The organism is Pollutimonas subterranea (assembly GCF_002849655.1).
In the GTDB taxonomy this organism is placed as follows: Bacteria; Pseudomonadota; Gammaproteobacteria; order Burkholderiales; family Burkholderiaceae_B; genus Pollutimonas; species Pollutimonas subterranea.
Genome location: NZ_PDNW01000021.1, coordinates 12356 through 32306, shown reverse-complemented (window position 1 = coordinate 32306; position 19951 = coordinate 12356). Strand labels below are relative to the sequence as shown.

The window sequence follows — 19951 nt, the reverse complement described above, 5'->3', positions numbered from 1 at the left end:
TCCTTATGCGACGTTGCGTTCGGCTGCAGGCGCTCGCTGGCTTGCGCCCTGCAGGTCGAAGGGGAAGTCGTCCACGGCAATGACGCGATCACGCAAGGCGTTACGTCGGCGGACGGTTTCGTACTCGGCATCCGTGATGCCGCCGGCTGCATGTACCGCTTGGGCGATGTCGCGGACATTGGCGGCAGGATTGTTGTCCAGTTGCCCTGTCTTCTCGAACTGCCGGATCTTGCGGTCGATAGTCTCGGTAGCCACACTGGCAACAAATGCGGCTTCGATCGCGCCAATCGGTTCGTCCGTATCCTGGGGCACGTAGCAGTCGTGGGTAAGGCGATCACGCGTGGCGCCGGGCGTGGTCAGCAGGTGCGCCACCGCCTGGCCAAGTTCATCCGAAGGCGGCGCCACAGGATGTCCGAACGGAAACACCAGCACGCGCAACCCCCAGGCGACGGCGCGATTTGGAAAGTTTGCCAGGACGCCTTCAAAGGCTTCCTGCAGCTTATACATGGCATCCTGGATGGCCCAATGGGCCAAGGGCGCGTCGTCGGCCTGACGACCGTCGTCGTCGAATCGCTTGAGCGTGGCGGAGATCAGGTACATGTGCGACAAGATGTCGCCCATCCGGGCCGAGAGACGCTCGCGCCTTTTCAGCGATCCGCCCAACGTCAGCATGGCAATATCGGCGCAGGCTGCGAATGCGCTGGAAAAACGGTTCAACAGGCGATAGTAGCGCTCCATCTCGGGAGCCACATCGGCGTCGATGTGGCTGAAGCGCGCTGTCGTCAAGCCCAGGCCAAGCGAGCGGAATACATTACCGGTCGTGTAGCGGATGTGGCCCCACAATGCATGGTCGAAATCATGGAGGGCCTTTTCGGGATCGGGATGATTGGCAGCGTGCAGTTCAGCCAGTACATAGGGATGGCAACGTATGGCGCCTTGGCCGAATATGATCAGGCTGCGGGTCAGAATATTGGCGCCTTCTACGGTAATGCCCACTGGAATTTGCTGATAGGCGCGTCCCAAAAAGTTTTGCGGTCCCAGGCAGATGCCCTTGCCCCCGATAATATCCATGCCGTCATTGACGACGCCGCGGCCGCGCTCGGTGAGGTGGTATTTGACGATGGCGGAAACGACGGATGGCTTTTCACCCAGATCCACAGCCACGGCCGTCATGCTGCGTGCCGCGTCAATCAGGTAGGTATTGCCGCCTATGCGGGCCAGCGCTTCTTCGACGCCCTCAAACTTGCCAATGGGCGTACGAAACTGAGTACGCACCCGGCAATAAGCCCCGACGGCGCGGGACGTCATCTTCGCCATGCCCGTAAACGAGGATGGCAATGAGATCGATCGTCCGGCGGCAAGGCTTTCCATCAGCATGCGCCATCCCTGGCCAGCCATCTGCGGGCCGCCTATGATGAAGTCCAGGGGCATGAAGACGTCGGTGCCGCGGGTAGGGCCGTTCATGAACATGGCGTCCAGCGGGAAATGGCGCCGGCCGGTCTCTACGCCGGGATGTGCGGCGGGGACCAGGGCACACGTAATACCGATATCCGTTTTCGTCCCCAGCAGTCCCTGCGGGTCATACAGCCGGAAGGCCAGCCCCAGCAGCGTGCACACTGGTGCAAGGGTGATGTAGCGCTTGTCCCAGGTGACGCGCATGCCCAGCACTTCACGCCCCTGCCATTGGCTCATGCAAACAATTCCGCTGTCCGGTATGGCGGCTGCATCGGATCCCGCCCACGGACTGGTCAGCGCGAATGCCGGGATTTCCTCGCCGGTGGCCAGGCGCGGCAAATAGTGGCTTTTCTGTTCATTGGTGCCATAGTGCAAGAGCAACTCGGCGGGGCCCAGCGAGTTCGGAACCATTACCGATACGGAAAGGGCGGAATTGCGGGTGGACAGCTTGGTGATGACCTGCGAATGGGCTAGCGCCGAAAACCCGCGGCCGCCATATTCCTTGGGAATGATCAGGCTTAAAAAGCGATTTTCCTTGATGTATTGCCAGAGCTCTTGCGGCATGTCTTGCAATTCACGGGTTACCTGCCAGTCGTCTATCATTGCGCAGGCCGTTTCTACCTCGTTGTCCAGGAAGTCGCGCTCTTCCTGCGTCAGGGTGGGCTTGGGTATGGCATGCAGCCTGGACCAATCCGGCTTGCCGCGAAACAGCTCGCCTTCCCACCATACCGTGCCTGCCTCGATGGCATCGCGTTCGGTGTCCGACATCTGCGGCATGATGCGCCGGTATAGCGCAAGCATGCGGCGCGATAGCAAAGCACAGCGTAGCGACCGAAAAACATTCATGCCGCACTCCTTTGTACTGGACTCTTGGGGGTGCCAGGCAAAGGAGCGCGCAAGCCACCCAGCAAAAAGCTCAATAGACGGGCAAGCAGCATGTCGGTGTCGCGTGCACCGTCGGCTTCGGATTTAGGCCAGTTCATGGCCTGGCGCAGGACCTCGGTGCCCGAAATCGCGTACGAAGTGGCGCCCAGCATGAAGTGAAAGCGCCAGACGATCTCGTCTTCGGGCACGTCCGGCAATGACTTGAGCAAAGCGTGCTTGAATCGCTCGAGCACGCTGGTGTGCTCGTCGATGAACATGGTGCGTATGAATCCGCCCGGGTCCGACATGCTGCGCTCGAGCAGCGGCACAAAGGTTTTCTGGCCGGGGCTTGTGCCCGCTGCATGGCGCACAAGGGGGCCAAAGAACGACTCGACAATCTGGGAGGGCTTGAGCGGCTGGCCATGGGCCGCGTTTTCAAGCGTGTCCAGGAGATCAAGGCGTTCCTGGTTCAAGGCCGCCAACCGACGCTGGAACACGGCATGGACGAGCCCGTCTTTCGAGCCGAAGTGGTAGTTGACCGCCGACAAGTTGACGCCAGCGGCGGCAGTGATTTGCCGTAACGACGTGTTGTCGTGCCCCTGGTGCGCGAACAGATGCTCGGCGGCATCGAGAATGACGTTACGAGTGGGATTCGGGCGAGAGAGAGTCATAAGGCCTAGTTCAAACGTTTGTTTGAATGTACGCCTTATGACGGCAAAACGAAAGCAGGTGTTTACACTACGCGGGTTTTCACCTCGGCGAGGTAAGGTGCGTACAGGCTAGAAGTAATAGGAAACGCCGATATACAGCGCAGGAATGAATTTGTATTTCTGGACCTTGTCATTGAACTCGCCAAACTGTTCATTGATGGCGCGGTCGGTCGCCGGTGCATTGATCTGGCGAGCCAAATCATAGGTAGGGCCCGAAATGTCATACGACGTCTTGGGTTTGCTGGTGTAGTACACGCCCAGGTCGGCAACGAAACCCCATGTGTTCGCTTTTTGCTGTGCAACATTGAGGCCGTAGCCGATACCGATATAAGGAGTCAGCGTCCGGTACTTGGCTTTGGCTGTGTAGGTGTCGCCTGCGCCCAGCGTCAGGTTGCTTCCACCTACGTTGATGCTATTGGCATTGCCGGTCAGTTCAGTATTGCGCCATGTCAGGCCGCCGGTCAGGCGAAAACCGTTGTCCGCCGGAAACCAGTCCAGGAAAATGCTGGCATTGTCATTTTTCAGTTTGCCGGAATAGTCGACGGCACCAGCGCTGAAGTCGCGGGTGATTGAACCGATGGTCGTGGCTTCACCGCGCAAGGTGAAGGCAGGATTCAAGCCATAGGCATAACCTACGCCGGCGCCCAGGAAACCTGCTTTTGCATAAACGCCATGTCGGGCATCTTGACCGGAAGACGATTGGGAAAAGACGGGAGCGCAAAGCAGGCCGAACAAGGCAGCCGCACAGAATGATTTTGAGATGAAGGACATGATAGGACAGCTGTAGAAAATGGATGGAGGACTGCGAGAAACCAAAGTTTAGACCGATTGACGACCCGTCAATCAGTCTAAAAGGCAAGTGCATTGCATCCAACTCCGCGCTTATGCGTGGATACCGGTATACGCCGAGAGCGGCGTATACCGGACTTCTACAGGGCCTGTACGGACTAAATGTGGGTGACGAACTTGGTGACAAGGTAGCCGTCGAAGGTTTCCACGCCGCCTTCGCTGCCTATGCCGCTGTCTTTGACGCCGCCGAACGGCGTCTCGGGCAGTGCACTACCGAAATGGTTGATATTCACCATGCCGGCTTCAATATTGTTCGAGGCTTTGGTCGCGGTTTGAAGCGAGTTCGTGAACACGTAGGAGGCCAGGCCGAAAGGCAAGGAATTGGCGCGCTTGATGACGTCGTCGGTATCGGAAAAGCGCGAGATTGGTGCGATGGGGCCGAAGGGCTCTTCGGTCATCAGCATGGAGTCTTCAGGCAGGTCCGTTACCACGGTAGGCGAGAAGAAATGGCCCTTGCCGGCAATGGGCTCGCCGCCCAGGACGATTTTTCCACCGCGTTCGCGGGCGTTATCCAGGAATTTTGTCATGGTCGGCACGCGTCGAGCATGCGCCAACGGTCCCATTTGGGTTTCGGGATCCAGCCCGTCGCCGACCTTCACGGTTTTCAATGTATTGACGAAGGTTTCCAGGAACTGGTCATAGACCTTGTCATGCACGTAAAAACGAGTAGGCGAAATGCACACCTGCCCCGCGTTGCGTACCTTGAAGCGAGCCAGCTGCTTGGCAGCGCGGTCGATGTCGGCGTCTTCAAACACAATAACAGGCGAATGCCCACCCAGTTCCATCGTGACCCGTTTCATGTGCGCGCCAGCCAGCGAGGCAATATGCTTGCCGACGGGCACCGAGCCGGTGAAGGACACCTTGCGCACGATCGGTGAACGAATCAGGTAGTCGGATACTTCGGCAGGCACGCCCCACACAATGTTCAGTACGCCGGGAGGAAGGCCGGCATCATGGAAAAGGCGGGCGATCGCCATGACGGCGCTGGGCGAGTCTTCCGGCCCTTTCAGGATGATGGTGCAACCGGCGCCAATGGCGGCGCATACCTTGCGGATAGCCTGGTTGTACGGGAAATTCCAGGGGGTGAACGCGGCGCACACGCCGATGGGCTCGCGCAGCACCATCTGGCGAATTTCGGGGCTGCGTGGCGTAATGATGCGACCGTAGATGCGACGGCACTCTTCAGCGTGCCAGTCGGCATGATCGGCGCACGTCATGATTTCGCCAACGGACTCGGCCAGAGGCTTGCCTTGGTCGAGCGTCATGTTCCTGCCGATTTCCTGGGCGCGGTCCCGCGATAGCTGGCCAACCTTGCGCAGTATTTCGGAGCGCTGCATGGGCGAGCTATGGCGCCAGGTCTCGAAGGCGCGCGCGGCCGCTGCCAGGGCGCGGTCCAGATCCGCCTTGCCTGCATGGGGAAGGTGACCCAGCACATCCAGGGTCGAAGGGTTGGTGACTTCTTCGGTCTTGCGGCCTTCGCCGCTTACAAATTCACCATCTATATATAGGGCTAGTGTCTCGTACATAGTGTGCGTCGTTCTCTCTGTCAGAAGTGGGATGGCTTGAAACCGGTGGGTTGGAAAGCCTCGAGGCTTTATAGCATGCTTGATTCTAGCGTTGAAGGTTGTGTACTTACAACGGCATTTTGGCAGTGACGGCCTTTCTCGACTGTGGCTTAGTTGTGTTTCTATTGGGGAAGCCGCTTCAATGTTCAACGCGGTTACAAATACGTATTTTTTTTAGCGTATTGACTTAACCTTAAGTGACGATTCGCAGATACAATTAGTTTCGGTGGCAACGAATGCAAGTACTTAATAACATTGCAGTTAACACCTTCCAAATCAGACAGGACGATGCACAATATGCCGCCTGTGCCTTGTTTGTATCCACATACGCATGTTGCCCAGTTGTTGTCGGTAAAGTAATTACGTTCGCAATGCGGACCATGCCCCATTAGTTTCATAATCTTATACATGCCTATATTGACCTGCGAGTCCGAGCTAGGCTGCCATGTGGCGATAAACGATCTGCCAATTGAACTGGGGCAGATGCGTAGGGGCAGCTTGTATTGGCTCGGCGCTACACACGAGGCAGATGCATACTCGTTGATTCAGCAGATACTCGCCAATGCCAGTCCATCGTCCAAGGTTGCACTGATTGCAGCCTCCGACCCTTCCGGGCTATGGTCCGAGCTGAAGTCAGACGAGGGGCCCCAGGATGCCCGTAGCTACCGACTTACCGGAAATCCCACACGCGCGCTCGAGGTACTTACCAAAGACTTAGATCGAATTCTGAACCCTCGGGGCCGTACGCTGATAGTGGTCTTGGCCGATAATAGTTTTGCAGCATTGCTAAGCCGTGTCGCCCACATTTTTGCTCAATGGCAACGGTGGCTCGCCAATAGAGAATGCACGTTATTGATGGTGGTACACGGAGCGCATGTTATTAAATTAAGCGCTAATTTAACGGCGATGAACGATATTTTGTCCGGCTTCGCATTGCTTGAACAATGCGAAGCCGTATATCGATATAGGGTAATGCATTGGCGTAATACACTCGATTCGTTAGGAAGCACAGAGCTGGAGTTGACGAAATCGATCGACGGCTTCAGCGTAGTGCAGGCGCGACCAGAGCGGTCTGTGACAACTCTCGACTCCGGTCGTTTTCTTATGGAAGCGCAGGTACTCGAGGGAATGGCTTTGTTCATGGCGGACGACTGGCATGTATTTGCAAGCCAATCTGACCTATTCATGCAAGCGATGCATGCAACCGCAGCCACGGTAGTGTTGGCAATGAGCAGCAGCAGTGAGGTGCCTGCGTTGGCGCGAATGCTGCATTCGCTTCGCCGGCAACGTGGACCGGCGCTCAAGTTGGTAATCAGGGAAATGCAGCGGACATTACGGTACCGGGATGAGCAAGTTCTTAGGGACTGCGGAGCAACGTTGATAATACCGGCTGGCACTCCGTTGCCGCAATTCTTCAGTTTGCTAGAAAGCATCCAGGGCCAGACTTTTTCGAGAGCGTTGGCAGCCGACCCGGTACCGCTTATTGCGTCGTTGAATCCACTGCGAATACGAGGGATCCTCGGCGCTACGCAGTTCTTGGGAGCTTTGGACACGGTAAGGCCGAGGCACAAGGTTTCAGTGGTGACCGGAGTTCTCATCGTCTTGACTCCTGTGCCGGGATTGTCTGCGGCGCAAGCCATGAGCCAGCTGGACTTACGCCGCGCCGGCGATATTGCGTGCCAACTTGAAGGAGTTCTTTATGTATTCTTGTTCGACTGCCGTCCCAACATGACGCAGGTAGCGCTGCGAAATATCTTCCATCTGCACTATAGCGAAATGTTTACTGATCACCGCATATGCATCACCGCCGATGAGATCGATGCAGAAATCACTGCCATGCGGAGCCGCCTAGGACGTGTCCGCGCCGGAACAGCCACGCTTGATGACTCGGACTTGAAGGCGTCGGTCCCTTTGACCTTCACCAGTCTCCGGTCTGCCGGCATGCTGCGCCCGATACGGGCGTCATTGCCGTTCCTTAGCAAGAGTTCTTCATGAGCGGACAGATCGATCAGTCTGTGGCTATGGCTCTAATCGTCGGAGTCGGAATAGGCTGGGTTTCACGTGCCTATATACGTAGCTTGCTTGATTGGATGGATTTACGGCTTTTGCCTGCACGTCATCTAAAGAAATGTGGCGAACGTAAACGCCTTAACAAGGAAAGATCAAGTCGCGATGTCAAGTAGGATAGACAGTTTTCCCGAACGCACGATCATGGTCGGCAGTCACTGGCGGGGACTTGGACTATGGAATTTGTACTTTATTTCAAAGCTCATGTTGCACTGGGCCGGGGTACTGAACTTTCACGTTCTTTATAATCTGGTGTTCGCTGCTGCGCTGCTGGTTCCACTGCCGCCGCTCTGGCTGCATCGCGTCCGATGCTCTGTAGCAACGTTGGCGGGGGTTGCGCTTCTTTATTACGACTCTTGGCTACCTCCTTTCAAGCGCTTGCTCGCACAGCCTGAACTACTACATTTTTCTTCAGATTATTTGCTCGAGCTGGCTGTAAGATTCATTAATTGGGACCTTGTGGGCGCCGGATTTGTGTTGCTTGTGGCTTATCTATTCCTTGCCCAATGGCTACGCTTGACCGTCTTCAGCGTGGCCGCATTAGCATGCACCGCCCTTGCCAGTTCCTTCACTCTTCCATCATGGCTTCTAGTGCAGCCGACGTCTGGCATGCAGCCGGTATATCAGGTGGCCGACGTCCAACACAATCCGGACACGGGAGTACTTTCGCGGACTACGCAGCCCATACAAGGCAGCCCGAGCAATTCGCAGCTGACTGAAAAGCTCGATGCTTTTTATCTGGATGAGAAGACGCGGCAGACGAGCTTTCCAGGCGCCAATGAGTCGGCGCCCTTCGATATTCTATTTATCAATGTTTGCTCGCTCTCCAATTCGGATCTGGAGGTAAGTCGCTTGCAGGACCATGCTTTGTTTAAACGTATGGACGTGGTCTTCGATCAGTTCAATTCAGCAACCGGGTATAGCGGACCGGCTGTATTGCGACTTTTGCGGGCGAGTTGCGGCCAGAGTTCGCATTCGGACCTCTATAAGCCTGCCGCCGATCAGTGTTATTTATTCCAGAACCTACAGAGGCTCGGGTTCGACACGGAGTCGGTTCTCAACCATAATGGCCAGTTCCAGGGGTTCCTTGACGAGTTAACAGTACAAGGCCGTTTTCCCCAGCCTTTTATACCGACAGCGACTCGCCCTAAATTGACCGCCTTTGATGGCTCGCCCATTTGGAACGATTACGACACGTTAAGCCAGTGGTGGGAAAGGCGGAAGCAATCGGGTGCGGACCGCACTGCGCTCCTGTACAACACAATCACCCTCCATGATGGGAACAGGGAGGCGACTGCTGACGGCGGCGGCAGGTCCGCGCCCTTTACAACGCGTGCTCAAAATCTCCTCGATGATCTCAACGTCTTTATAGATGATCTAGAACGTAGCGGGCGAAAGGCTGTTCTGGTGTTCGTCCCAGAGCATGGGGCAGCTCTGCAAGGCGATCGTATGCAAATCGCTGGCATGCGTGAAATTGCGACGCTGGATATCACTCAAATCCCCGTCGGACTGCGTGTAATAGGCGCCAATAGAAAAGCGACAGCCCAACCCGTGCATGTGACCAGTCCAAGTAGCTATTTGGCATTGTCGGAACTTGTGTCGCGTCTTGTTGGGACGAACCTTTTTGTCGACGAGGGTATTGACTGGCCCGAGCTTACGAAGAACCTGCCCGTAACGGCTGCCGTTTCTGAGAACGACGGTACAGTGTTGCTGCAACATAACGAAGTGCCCTATGTCCGCATGGGTAATCGCAATTGGATAGAGTATCCACAATGAAATCGAGTACGACTGAAGATTTCGTCCGCACTGGTCCTCAGGTAGCGCAGACTGACGATGTAGCAGCGCTGCAGCAATATTTGCACAATGCGTCATTCGCCTATGTGGATGTTGCGGCCGAGCAAGCGCTTTTAGCGGCATTGCGCCGTTGGCCGCTGTTATTGGAAATCAGTGCCTGGTTGAACGAGCCTCCGTCGGGACATTATCCCGCCGGACCGTGGGCTGGCAGTGCAGGAACTCAAAAGTGAAATCTGTATCTTTTTGGGGACTGAGAGGTGGATCGGGAACGACGAGCACGGTAGCAATGGTGGGCGAGGCCTTGCACGCATTGGGTGAGTCGGTGCTTATGGTCGACGTGAATCCGTCCGACGTCTTGCGTCTGCACTTCAATGTGGATTATGGAGGACAAAACGGCTGGGCGCTTGCACTGGCTCAGGCCACGCCGTGGCAAGACGAGGGCTTCGTTCTCGAGGAGAATATGTGGTTATTGCCATATGGAAGACACGGACTCAACTCGATTGAGGCGTTGGCAACGCCGCTGGACCAGTCGGACGAATTTTGGTGCGAAGCGCTACGCCGGCTGGACGGGCAATTTTCCTGGGTCTTATTTGATTTGCCGGCGGGGGGGAGCGCCTATCCCAAGCTCCGAGCGACCTCGGGATTGGATATCATGGTGACTTCGGTCGATACGGGCTGCCATATCTTGCTGCTCCAGCACGAAATTGCCGCTACGACGCGCATTCTGATAAACGCTTACGATCCCTCCAGGGCGCTATGCAACGACTTGTTGCTGGAGTGGCGACATCGCTATCAGGCTCATCTGCTCCCTGTCTACATACATCGCGACGAAGGCGTCCATGAGGCATTGGCTCAAAAAACGCCGGTTTCTCGATGCTATCCCGATTGTGCTGCGAGCCGTGACGCGCTTTCCTTGGCAACATGGTTGCTTGCCCAGAAAAAAGCCGCTTCATGAGTGCCGGCCGATTGCTCTTGCTGACACCGCGTGGCTCCGAGGGCCTTGAACGGATATACCACGGAGCCTGTCAAGTCCGCGGGCTGAGCGGGCATATGGCTGTCGCATATACGGTACTCGTAGTGATAGCCTATATTTTCTTGCGCCTTGAAGGTCCCGCCTGGAGGCGTTTACGACACCGATACGCGCCCTGGTTCTTGCATTTGACCTCCCGGCCACTGATGCTCGGCGATCCAATGCGGTATGCATTGCAGACTTTATGGATATTGATCGCCTTGCCCGCGCAGAGGGTATCTCCGGCATGGTGGCGGGCGATTGAATGGGTGGGAGCACAGTTCTACAGCAGTATAAAGGTCTTCCGGCAATGGGTTGGGGGACATTTGCTGCGCATCCCCATTTCCTTGAAAACGAGCCCGACGCTGAAGAGGTCGGGCGCTGCCTTAAGCCAATGCGGCAAGACGACCCGTCAGGCGATACTTGTCGGAGGAGGAGCACTCGCGACGGGCTTGATCGTGCTACTGATCACGCAGCCCTTCAATGTCTATGCGCAGCTGATTTTCGTCGTGCTGCTGTGGAGCGTCGCCATGGTGCTGAGACGAGTACCTGGACAAGTTTCGACGCTCATGCTGATCGTTTTGTCGGTAACGATATCCGGTCGATATATATGGTGGCGATATACGTCCACACTCAATTGGAGCAATGGATTGGATGCCACGCTAGGCATGCTATTGCTGATGGCCGAAACATACTCGTGGGTTGTCCTACTCATGGGTTATGTGCAGACGGCGTGGCCCTTGAACAGAGCTCCTTCGCCCTTGCCGGCAGACACCGAGCAGTGGCCAATCGTGGATTTGATGATTCCAACGTACAACGAGGGCTTGAGTATTGTTGAGCCAACCGTTTACGCCGCCCTCGGGATGGACTGGCCCAAACACAAGTTACGGATTCACCTTCTGGACGATGGACGCCGTGAGTCATTCCGGACGTTCGCAAAAGAGGTGGGCATTAATTACATCGTTCGATCAGACGGAAAACATGCCAAAGCGGGGAACTTGAACCACGCGTTGGGGGAGACAAGTGGCGAACTGATTGCTGTGTTCGATTGTGACCATATCCCGACTCGCTCCTTCCTTCAGATGACGATTGGATGGTTTCTGAGGGATCCGAAGCTGGCATTGGTACAGACACCACACCACTTTTTTTCACCAGACCCATTCGAGCGGAACTTAGGGCATTTTGGCGATCAGCCGAATGAAAACACCCTGTTTTATGGTTTGGTGCAGGATGGGAACGACCTTTGGAACGCCGCCTTCTTTTGCGGTTCCTGTGCTGTGTTGCGCCGTTCCTCACTTGAGTCCATTGGCGGCTTTGCTGTCGAAACAGTCACAGAGGATGCGCATACGGCTCTGCGCCTGCATCGGAATGGATATAACTCTGCGTACTTGCGTATTCCGCAGGCTGCCGGGCTGGCTACCGACAGCCTCTCTGCCCATATTGGCCAGAGAATCCGTTGGGCCCGCGGAATGGTGCAAATATTTCGTACGGATAATCCACTTTTTGGTAAAGGCTTATCTTTCTTTCAACGGCTTTGTTATGTCAATGCCATGCTGCACTTTCTCTCCGGTATACCGCGCATCATCTACTTGACGGCGCCGTTGGCTTTCCTGTTGGCGCATTCGTATATTATTTATGCCCCCGCCGTGGCGATCATGTTGAACGTGCTGCCGCACATGGCTCATGCGAGTCTGACGAGTTCGCATATACAAGGTTCTTATCGGCGCACTTTTTGGGCTGAAATCTACGAGACTGTACTCGCTTGGTATATCGCACGGCCGACTACCGTGGCTCTCTTTGCACCCAATAAAGGCTCCTTCAACGTTACGGCAAAAGGAGGACTGGTCGAGCAAGGTTATTTTGACTGGACGATTTCACATCCTTACGTCTGGCTGGCCTTGGCCAATATAGTGGGGTTAGCCTTTGGCGTCTGGCGCCTATGCATGGGCCCTGCCGACGAGATTCTCACGGTGGCGATTACTATGGCCTGGGTCATGTACAACTTAGTCATCCTCGGCGGGGCGATCGCTGTCGCATCCGAGGTAAAGCAAATACGCCACACTCACCGAGTACCGGCTTCCCTACCTGCGGCAGTGCAATTTATTGATGGGCATGTGGTGCCAACTATCTTAAGCGACTATTCCGAAGGCGGGGTCGGACTGAAATTGTCGACACAGCGGAATATCACGTTGAACGAACCAATCACTGTGTTGCTTGCTCGTGGGGATCGACAGTTCAGCTTTCCGGGACATGTCAGCCGCAGCATGAACGGGAGTATCGGTGTCCGGTTTGCTTCCTTGACCCGACAGCAGCATATTGACTTAGTCCAGTGCACATTTGCCCGTGCAGACTCATGGTTGGCATGGCAAGCGCAATTCAAGCTTGATCGTCCGCTTCAAAGCCTGCGCGACATCGCTCTAGTGGGATTCGGAGGATATCGTCGCCTGGTAAATCATGTTCCTTTCCCGCTGAATGTCATATTCCGCGGCGTCACCGCGCTGGGCTTGTCTGGGATCTCTTTTATCCCGCGTCGCCAGCCAGTTTCCATTATTCTAAATACCAGGCGTTAAGTGTATGTATCCAACTCGGCGAGCAATCACACTCGGGCTTTTCGTTGCGCTGCATAGTTTTGCGCTTCTGTTTCCGGTCCAGGCTCAAACCTCTTCTGCAAGTATTGACGACAACGACTCCGTACCGTCCCAATCGTATACGCTAGGACTTTCCAAGCTGGCCCCGGGTGTCGACTTCAAGCTTTATGGCATTCAGAATAAACAGCATCTGGAATTCTCTCTTCGCCGAGATCAGTTGGTGACGGATGCGGTTCTGAATCTGGTGTTTACACCTTCACCGGCCTTGCTCCCCAAGCTTTCCCACTTGCGTGTGTATCTTAATGAGGAGTTGATGGGCGTCGTTCCGGTGGACGATAGTCAGTCGGGGCAACCACAAAAGCGCTCCCTAACTCTTGATCCAACGTTGCTGACCAGCTTCAATCGGGTACGGCTCGAATTTGTCGGTCACTATACCGATACCTGCGAAAACCTTGCGCACAGTTCATTGTGGCTCGACATCAGCGGGAAGACGAATATAGCAATCAATCAGCAGGCTCTGCCTCTGGCCAATGATTTGTCATACTTTCCTGAACCGTTTATCGATACCCTGGATATGAGGGCGCAGCGTATACCTTTTGTCTTTTCCGTTAGCCCCACACTGCCGGAACTCCGGGCTGCTTCGGTATTGGCCTCTTACTTTGGTACCAAAGGCCAATGGAGGCAGCTTAGTTTTCCCGCATTTTATGATGAGCTGCCGTCTGAACACGCGGTGGTATTCGCAATCAATGAAGCGCGTCCCGAATTTCTACGTGGTTATCCTGAGGTAAATGGACCGACCATAGACATGATCAGCGCACCCGATAATCCTTACCAGAAGCTATTGCTCATCCTGGGACGTGACGACAAAGACATCAGTGCCGCTGTATCCGCCTTAGCTTTAGGTAGCCCGTTGTTCCGTGGGCAGAGTGTCAGAGTAGAGGAAACGGCCGCCTTTGCTCCTCGGAAGCCGTACGATGCACCAAACTGGATACCCACGAACCGACCTGTTTTTCTCTCGGAGTTGGTCAGTTATCCGGGGCAGCTGGAAGTAACTGGATTACGTCCTCCGCCGATAACGCTGCCTTTGAATCTTCCCCCCGATTTGTTTGTCTGGCGCAATAACGGCATACCCCTGCAGCTGGGATACCGCTATACCGCGCCGAAAGTCAGTGATGAATCGCGATTGACATTGAGTCTGAACGGCCGGTTCCTGGATAGTTATCTTCTCGAGGCAAGCGATCATAAAAGCGCTTTAGCCCGCATGCGTCTGCAGGTCCTTGGGAATGATGCGGTTGCAAGCAGTGAAAGTCTTATGATACCGGCATTGAGAATCGGGGCTCGCAACGAGATTCGTTTCAATTTCTCTTTTTCCAGTACCGTCGGTGCGTCGGAACGGGATGGTTGTCGGACCATTATGCCGGTTGATAGCCATGCTTCCATTGATGACCGTTCGGTAATCGACTTTTCAGGCTACATGCATTATTTGGAGATGCCAAATCTGAAGGCGTTTGCAAATAGCGGTTTCCCGTTCAGTCGGATGGCGGACTTATCGGAAACGATAGTCGTGATGCCGGCCCGTCCTACTCCGCTCCAGGCATCCACCTTGTTCGAGGAGCTCGCACATATTGGCGCTCAAGTTGGCTATCCGGCCGTGAAAGTACGCGTGACGAATGATTGGGCTGAGGCCCTTCAGCTGGATGCCGACCTTTTATGGATCGGCGAGGCGCCCGATACCTTTCGAAGTCGCCCCGACGCCAATCTGTTACTCGAGAATGCTACTGCGAGTCTCCGGCAGCCTGGAACGGAACGTGGAGCTTTCGAAGCAAGGCATTCTGCCGACTTTTCGTCTGCGCCAGAGCGCGATGCCGCTTCCGAAATTCGTGTAAGAGCCTTGGGGCCGATTGCTGCCATAGTGGGGATGCAATCTGAACGTTTTCCGCAACGCAGTATGGTCGGGCTGATGGCTTCAACCAATGAAGATTATGGCCTGCTTCGCGGAGCGTTGGCGGACACAGGCAAGCGAGACAGTATGTATGGATCAGTAGCTATTATCAGGGAGTCTGGAGTCGCGAGCGAATTAGTGGGCCCACGGTATTTTGTTGGCCAACTTCACTGGTGGCAACATATCTGGCTCAAGCTGTCTGATAAACCGGTCCTGCTGGCCATAACGGCAGTCTTCACCGTGTTGCTCGTGGCCATTTTGCTTTGGAATGGCCTGCGCTGGGTCGCTCGACGCAGATTGTCCAGAGATGCGTAAGATTTTCGCGGTGCTATGTCTTGGTGTGGCCAGTTGCACGACAGGATTGTCAGGAGCGGCTGAATGTGCGGGCGCCGACCCGTGGCCCGGCTGGAACAGATTTCAGGGCGAGATGATCACTCCGGACGGACGGGTAATAGACCGTTCCGATTCCAGGCGGATTACAACATCCGAAGGCCAAAGCTACGCCATGTTCTTTGCTCTCGTGGACAACGATCCCGTACTCTTCAGACGCCTGCTACGCTGGACCGAGCTTCACTTGGCCTCGAGCGATTTGACTGCGCGCTTGCCTGCATGGTTATGGGGAAGGACGAAGTCAGGGGAGTGGGGGGTGCTTGATACCAATTCGGCTTCAGACGCTGACCTCTGGATTGCCTACAGTTTGCTCGAAGCCGGTCGGTTGTGGGATGAACATAGTTATACCGTCCTCGGAACCTTATTGCTGCAGCGTATTGCCAAAGAGGAAGTAGCGACGCTACCTGGATTTGGACCCGTATTGCTGCCCGGAAAAATTGGGTTCGTGCATGAGGCATCATGGCGTCTGAATCCCAGTTATATGCCGCCGCAACTCATGGCGGCGATTCGACGGTCACAGCCAGCGGAGCCTTGGATCAGCCTGCACGAGAATACGAATCGATTCCTCATCGCGAGTTCCCCCAACGGCCTGGCTCCCGACTGGACTAGTTGGACTGGGCGTCAATTCGAGCCATTGTCAAAGTCAGAGCGTAAAGGAAGCTACGATGCCATTCGGGTTTATCTTTGGGTTGGCATGCTCAATACGGAGACTCCCGGCGCCACAGCCCTGAAACAGCACTTTCGTTCAATTCAATCTTATTTTGGACCGGACGCCGCCGTGCCCGAAAGTCTGGACATCTACGAAGGTTCGGCTTCCGGTACCGGTCCTGCAGGATTTGCAGCATCTCTATTGCCTCTATTCAATGGCTACGGTGTGGCTCAGGCGCTACGCGACCGGCTTGCATCATCTCGAAAGGAAACACTCGGCTACTTCAGCCAGGCACTGATTCTATTCGGTGAAGGCTGGGACGAGGGCCGATTCTGGTTTGAAGCGGACGGTTCTTTGGTGCCGAAATGGAAAGTATGCCCGTGATGCACATTTTTATTGGCGTGCTCTTCTTGCTGTTGAGCACCGGCGCTCCAGGCACAGCTTATGCGACGGTTAAAACGCAAGGTCAAGCCCAGGCCCGGTTGCTGGAACAGATCAACATGGGCGAGTCCTTGTATCGCGACGATATTATTCTTGATGCGGTAGAAAAGCTCTACCGGGTCGCGCCGCAGCATCTCGAGGGTTTGGCTGCCGAATTGCGCCTGGCCGTCAGGCGCGACCAGTTGGACAAAGCCGCGAGTTTGTTAAAGAAAATAGACGGGCTCGCGCCCGGTTCACAAGTTCATCAAAATAGTCTTAACTTGATGGCGCTTTCGACGTCGGAAGGTGCCCAGACCCTTGCGATGGCACGGCTTTATGCCGCCGCAGGACGGGTTGGGGAAGCGATCAAGCTTTATGACGGGATGTTCAAGGGTGAGTATCCCACCGTGGACTATGCCCTGGAGTATTGGCAAGTTCGTGCGCGCGAACCCGACGGTCGGCCAATCGCTATAGTACGGCTGACAGAGCTATTAGCGAGCTACCCCAGGCATGCCGGCTTACTTGCCGCAGTATCTGGTTTCAATTTCGCCGAAAATAACCCGCAGAAGGCTTTGGAACATCTGCACACGCTGGCAAAGCAGCCCGCTCATCGGGATTTCGCGGCGAGTCAAGAATATGAATATTTATCAACCTTGCGACCGGGTCCGGCAAGCGTGGCGGCATGGATATCCTTTACGGAACGGTATGGCGATCTGGTCGTCGGGTCAAGGGCGCGACAGACGCTCGCTGGAATTGAGAAATTGATAGCGGATCCGATGTGGAATTCTGGGCAGGAAGGCCTCCGTCTTGTGAACCAAGGCAAAAACGCCCAAGCTTTGATTCCGCTGCAAAGAGCAATCAAAGCCTATCCTGACGACGCGGACCTCCATGGAGCGCTAGGCCTGGCTTATTCACGGACGGGAAACCGATCTCAGGCGCTAATTTATTTCGAAAACGCCCGCGCCAAAGAGGTCCGCGCTGACCAGACATCCAAATGGTCGAGTCTCATTAAGTCGACCCGTTATTGGCTGTTGTTGCAAAACGCCGCCGATGCCGTTGAGCAACAGCATTGGGGCGAGGCACAGTCTTTATACCGCCGCGCTCATCGTCTGGATCCGGACGATATACACGCGATAATAGGCTTGGGAGACGTTGCACTGGCAACGGGGCTAAAACAGGACGCCTGGCGCTTCTACCGCCGGGCGCTCGACCGTACGCCGCGTGATGAAGCAGCACAACGAGGCATCGCTCGTTATTTGGCGAGCGAGACGCCTGATCAGGCATTGTCCTTAATAGATGGATTATCCGCGATCCAGCAGGACGCCTTGTCTTCCATCCGTCGCAGCTTTACGCTTGCCATGCTCGATCAACGTGCTGAGCAGGCTCGACGGGGGTCACAATGGTCCGAAGTCGTCGCTGCCTTGTCCGACGCTCAACGCCTTGATTTGAACGATCCTTGGCTAAGCTATCGCTTGGCAATGGCATTTCGACAGGCTGGGCGCCCTCAAGAGGGAATAAGGGCGTTCGAGAAGCACCTGCTTGGACATGTAGGGGAGCCGGTTAGTCAGTATGCATACGCATTATTGTTGGCATCCCTGGACGATCGTGCGGCAGCGAGCGAGTCACTGCATAAGGTCGCTGCCGCGCGCTGGACAGCAGACATGGCGGCGCTGCACATTCGGCTTCAAGATGAAGAACGCATTGACCAAGCAACCAGGCTGTACGAGATGGGGTCGAAATCGGCGGCGGTTGCGCTGCTGGAGACTGCTCCGGCGAGCGTAGCAAGCCGTCTTCAGATTGCCGCATGGTCTTTAGCAGATGGGCACTATCCCAAGGCACTATTCAACTATGGGGCGATTTTGCGGGACGAACCAGAGAATATTAGTGCGAGGCTTGGGCAGCTTGAGACTTGGCTTGCGCAAGGAAAAGTCGAAGCGGTCAGGCTTGGTTTGAAAAATAGGGAGTTGGCGTTGCTAGCAGCGGATTCGAGTGCCCCTAGGGTGGCGGCATTATGGAAAGGTATCGGCGACGACGAGCGCGCTTACTCCATTTTAAACGATGCAGCGTCTCAAACCGATGGACCCGCACCTTTGCTTTTCAGGGATTTGGCGCGTTTAACTGCGCTTGACGATCCCGATAGGGCGCTGGACCACTATGAGAAGGCTATGGCAGACGGCAAGATGTTGCCGCCACGAAGTGAGCGGCAAGGTCGGAATGGCGCCGAATTTACGCGTGCCATGCGCGTGACCCCGACGGACGACTGGCTCACCCGTAGCATTCGAAGCGATGCGGCCAGTTTGTATCAGCTCCATAATCCGACACTCAGCATAGCAAGTGACGTCTGGGGACGGCGTGACGGCACCCCGGGACTCTCGCGACTTAGCGCGAACACAACCATTGCTCAGCTGGACTTACCCATGCGCAACGGAAAGGCATTTCTTCGCGCTGACCACGTCCGGATGAATGCCGGAAGCTTCGAGACCAATCCAGCCGGCGAAAATGATGCGCTTTTCGGGACCTGCCTTTTTAGCGCCGTTGACGCTCAAGCCGTTGACCAGACATTGCCGGGGTGTGGAGGAGGGCTCGAACAGAAAGCTTCCGGAACGAGCTTTGCCGCTGGCTGGCAGGGCGAGCGGCTGGCATTCGACTTGGGGCGAACGCCCCAAGGCTTTGCTGTTACGAACTGGACTGGTGGTGTTAGTTACAAGGGCGACCTGCATTCTTTGGGATGGACGGCGACAGCATCTCGACGACCAATGTCAAACTCATTGCTCTCCTTTGCGGGAACCCAAGACCCGCGCACTGGCGTTACTTGGGGGGGCGTCATGGCGACAGGGATTAGTCTAGGACTTAGCTGGGACAAGGGCGAAGAAAATGGTGTCTGGGCAGATATCAGCCATCACAAGTTGACCGGCAGGAATGTGGCAGACAATCAACGGACCCGCGTGATGGCCGGTTATTACCGCCGCTTAATCAATCAGCCGCGCGAGAGCCTGACCGTTGGCGTTAATTTGATGCACTGGCGCTATCAACGGGACCTGGGGGGATACACCTTGGGTCAAGGCGGCTATTACAGTCCGCAACGCTATAGCTCCGTGTCGCTGCCCATAGGATATGCGCGTCGCCTTGAAAATTGGTCCTTCTTGCTCGAAGGCTCCGTGTCGGCATCTGTGTCGCAAAGTAAAGCTGCAGCGCGGTATCCAGTGCCAGGGCTCATAAACGGCCCCCTCAGCCAACTCGAAAAACTTGGTGTGACTGGACCGTCCTTTGCCGCGGCGAACGGTGTCGGCGCCTCATCCAATAGCGGGAAGGGATACGCGTTGCGCGCTGTCGCAGAGCGTCGCCTGGACAGTCATTGGGTGTTGGGGGGAGGGATCGACCTGCAGCATGGCGAGGACTACGCGCCGAGCCGTTTCATCCTGTACCTCCGCTATACTTTTAAGCCGTGGCAGGGTGATCTCAAACTTCGCCCTGCAAATGTAACGCCATACGCCGACTTCAAATAGCTATGCTTCAATTGTAGTTGGTCAGACACAGTTCGGCGACGTCATCGCGATGGCGTCGCCGCAACGGTTAATAAAGCTTGCGTTAGTTGCGCGCATGTTATAAACTTTAATGCTTACCTGTCCTAGTGGGCGCTCAAGAGCTT

General features: G+C 55.5%; 12 protein-coding genes. 8 read left to right on the top strand and 4 right to left on the bottom strand.

What is annotated here, in order from left to right:
* Nucleotides 1-3: 3 nt before the first annotated feature.
* The 4 genes from CR159_RS18490 to CR159_RS18475 form a co-directional block, all read right to left on the bottom strand.
* Nucleotides 4-2301: an acyl-CoA dehydrogenase gene (locus CR159_RS18490; RefSeq protein ID WP_102075434.1), complete on the bottom strand. Its 2298-nt coding sequence runs from the start codon at nt 2299-2301 to the stop codon at nt 4-6.
* Nucleotides 2298-2990 (bottom strand): TetR/AcrR family transcriptional regulator, encoded by a 693-nt coding sequence (locus tag CR159_RS18485; protein ID WP_102075433.1) that lies wholly within the window; start codon nt 2988-2990, stop codon nt 2298-2300. Before CR159_RS18485 ends, CR159_RS18490 begins: the two co-directional genes overlap by 4 nt.
* A gap of 108 nt (nt 2991-3098) precedes the next feature.
* The gene (locus tag CR159_RS18480) at nt 3099-3800 is read right to left on the bottom strand and encodes a hypothetical protein (protein WP_102075432.1); all 702 of its coding nucleotides are present in this window, start codon (nt 3798-3800) and stop codon (nt 3099-3101) included.
* 176 nt (nt 3801-3976) lie between these two features.
* On the bottom strand, nt 3977-5404 hold the full coding sequence (locus tag CR159_RS18475) for an NAD-dependent succinate-semialdehyde dehydrogenase (protein WP_102075431.1): 1428 nt from the start codon (nt 5402-5404) through the stop codon (nt 3977-3979).
* A gap of 486 nt (nt 5405-5890) precedes the next feature.
* Here CR159_RS18475 and CR159_RS18470 point away from each other — a divergent pair, with 486 nt between their 5' ends.
* The 8 genes from CR159_RS18470 (at nt 5891) to bcsC (ending at nt 19808) form a co-directional block, all read left to right on the top strand.
* Nucleotides 5891-7438 (top strand): BcsE family c-di-GMP-binding protein, encoded by a 1548-nt coding sequence (locus CR159_RS18470; RefSeq protein ID WP_158238562.1) that lies wholly within the window; start codon nt 5891-5893, stop codon nt 7436-7438.
* Between the two features lie 177 nt (nt 7439-7615).
* On the top strand, nt 7616-9286 hold the full coding sequence (bcsG, locus tag CR159_RS18465) for a cellulose biosynthesis protein BcsG (protein ID WP_199173367.1): 1671 nt from the start codon (nt 7616-7618) through the stop codon (nt 9284-9286).
* The gene (gene bcsR, locus CR159_RS18460) at nt 9283-9534 is read left to right on the top strand and encodes a cellulose biosynthesis protein BcsR (RefSeq protein ID WP_102075429.1); all 252 of its coding nucleotides are present in this window, start codon (nt 9283-9285) and stop codon (nt 9532-9534) included. The genes bcsG and bcsR overlap by 4 nt, the downstream gene beginning before the upstream one ends.
* Nucleotides 9531-10259 carry a cellulose biosynthesis protein BcsQ gene (gene bcsQ, locus CR159_RS18455; protein ID WP_158238561.1) on the top strand — a complete coding sequence of 243 codons (729 nt, stop codon included), beginning with the start codon at nt 9531-9533 and terminating at the stop codon, nt 10257-10259. The genes bcsR and bcsQ overlap by 4 nt, the downstream gene beginning before the upstream one ends.
* A complete protein-coding gene (gene bcsA / locus CR159_RS18450) occupies nt 10226-12883 on the top strand; it encodes a UDP-forming cellulose synthase catalytic subunit (protein ID WP_369406266.1) in 2658 nt (885 codons plus the stop codon). The genes bcsQ and bcsA overlap by 34 nt, the downstream gene beginning before the upstream one ends.
* 4 nt (nt 12884-12887) lie before the next feature.
* Complete coding sequence (gene bcsB, locus CR159_RS18445; RefSeq protein WP_102075426.1) at nt 12888-15158, top strand: cellulose biosynthesis cyclic di-GMP-binding regulatory protein BcsB; 2271 nt, start codon at nt 12888-12890, stop codon at nt 15156-15158.
* Complete coding sequence (gene bcsZ / locus CR159_RS18440) at nt 15112-16266, top strand: cellulose synthase complex periplasmic endoglucanase BcsZ (RefSeq protein ID WP_369406265.1); 1155 nt, start codon at nt 15112-15114, stop codon at nt 16264-16266. The genes bcsB and bcsZ overlap by 47 nt, the downstream gene beginning before the upstream one ends.
* Nucleotides 16248-19808 (top strand): cellulose synthase complex outer membrane protein BcsC, encoded by a 3561-nt coding sequence (gene bcsC, locus CR159_RS18435; RefSeq protein WP_102075424.1) that lies wholly within the window; start codon nt 16248-16250, stop codon nt 19806-19808. Before bcsZ ends, bcsC begins: the two co-directional genes overlap by 19 nt.
* Nucleotides 19809-19951: the final 143 nt, after the last annotated feature.

Excerpts from the sequence above, each read along its gene's own strand:
- CR159_RS18490 (WP_102075434.1), bottom strand. The coding sequence starts at position 2,301 with ATGAATGTTTTTCGGTCGCTACGCTGTGCTTTGCTATCGCGCCGCATG.
- CR159_RS18485 (WP_102075433.1), bottom strand. The coding sequence starts at position 2,990 with ATGACTCTCTCTCGCCCGAATCCCACTCGTAACGTCATTCTCGATGCC.
- bcsA (WP_369406266.1), top strand. The coding sequence starts at position 10,226 with ATGGTTGCTTGCCCAGAAAAAAGCCGCTTCATGAGTGCCGGCCGATTG.
- CR159_RS18475 (WP_102075431.1), bottom strand. The coding sequence starts at position 5,404 with ATGTACGAGACACTAGCCCTATATATAGATGGTGAATTTGTAAGCGGC.
- bcsB (WP_102075426.1), top strand. The coding sequence starts at position 12,888 with ATGTATCCAACTCGGCGAGCAATCACACTCGGGCTTTTCGTTGCGCTG.
- bcsZ (WP_369406265.1), top strand. The coding sequence starts at position 15,112 with ATGGCCTGCGCTGGGTCGCTCGACGCAGATTGTCCAGAGATGCGTAAG.
- bcsG (WP_199173367.1), top strand. The coding sequence starts at position 7,616 with ATGTCAAGTAGGATAGACAGTTTTCCCGAACGCACGATCATGGTCGGC.
- CR159_RS18480 (WP_102075432.1), bottom strand. The coding sequence starts at position 3,800 with ATGTCCTTCATCTCAAAATCATTCTGTGCGGCTGCCTTGTTCGGCCTG.
- bcsC (WP_102075424.1), top strand. The coding sequence starts at position 16,248 with ATGGAAAGTATGCCCGTGATGCACATTTTTATTGGCGTGCTCTTCTTG.
- bcsR (WP_102075429.1), top strand. The coding sequence starts at position 9,283 with ATGAAATCGAGTACGACTGAAGATTTCGTCCGCACTGGTCCTCAGGTA.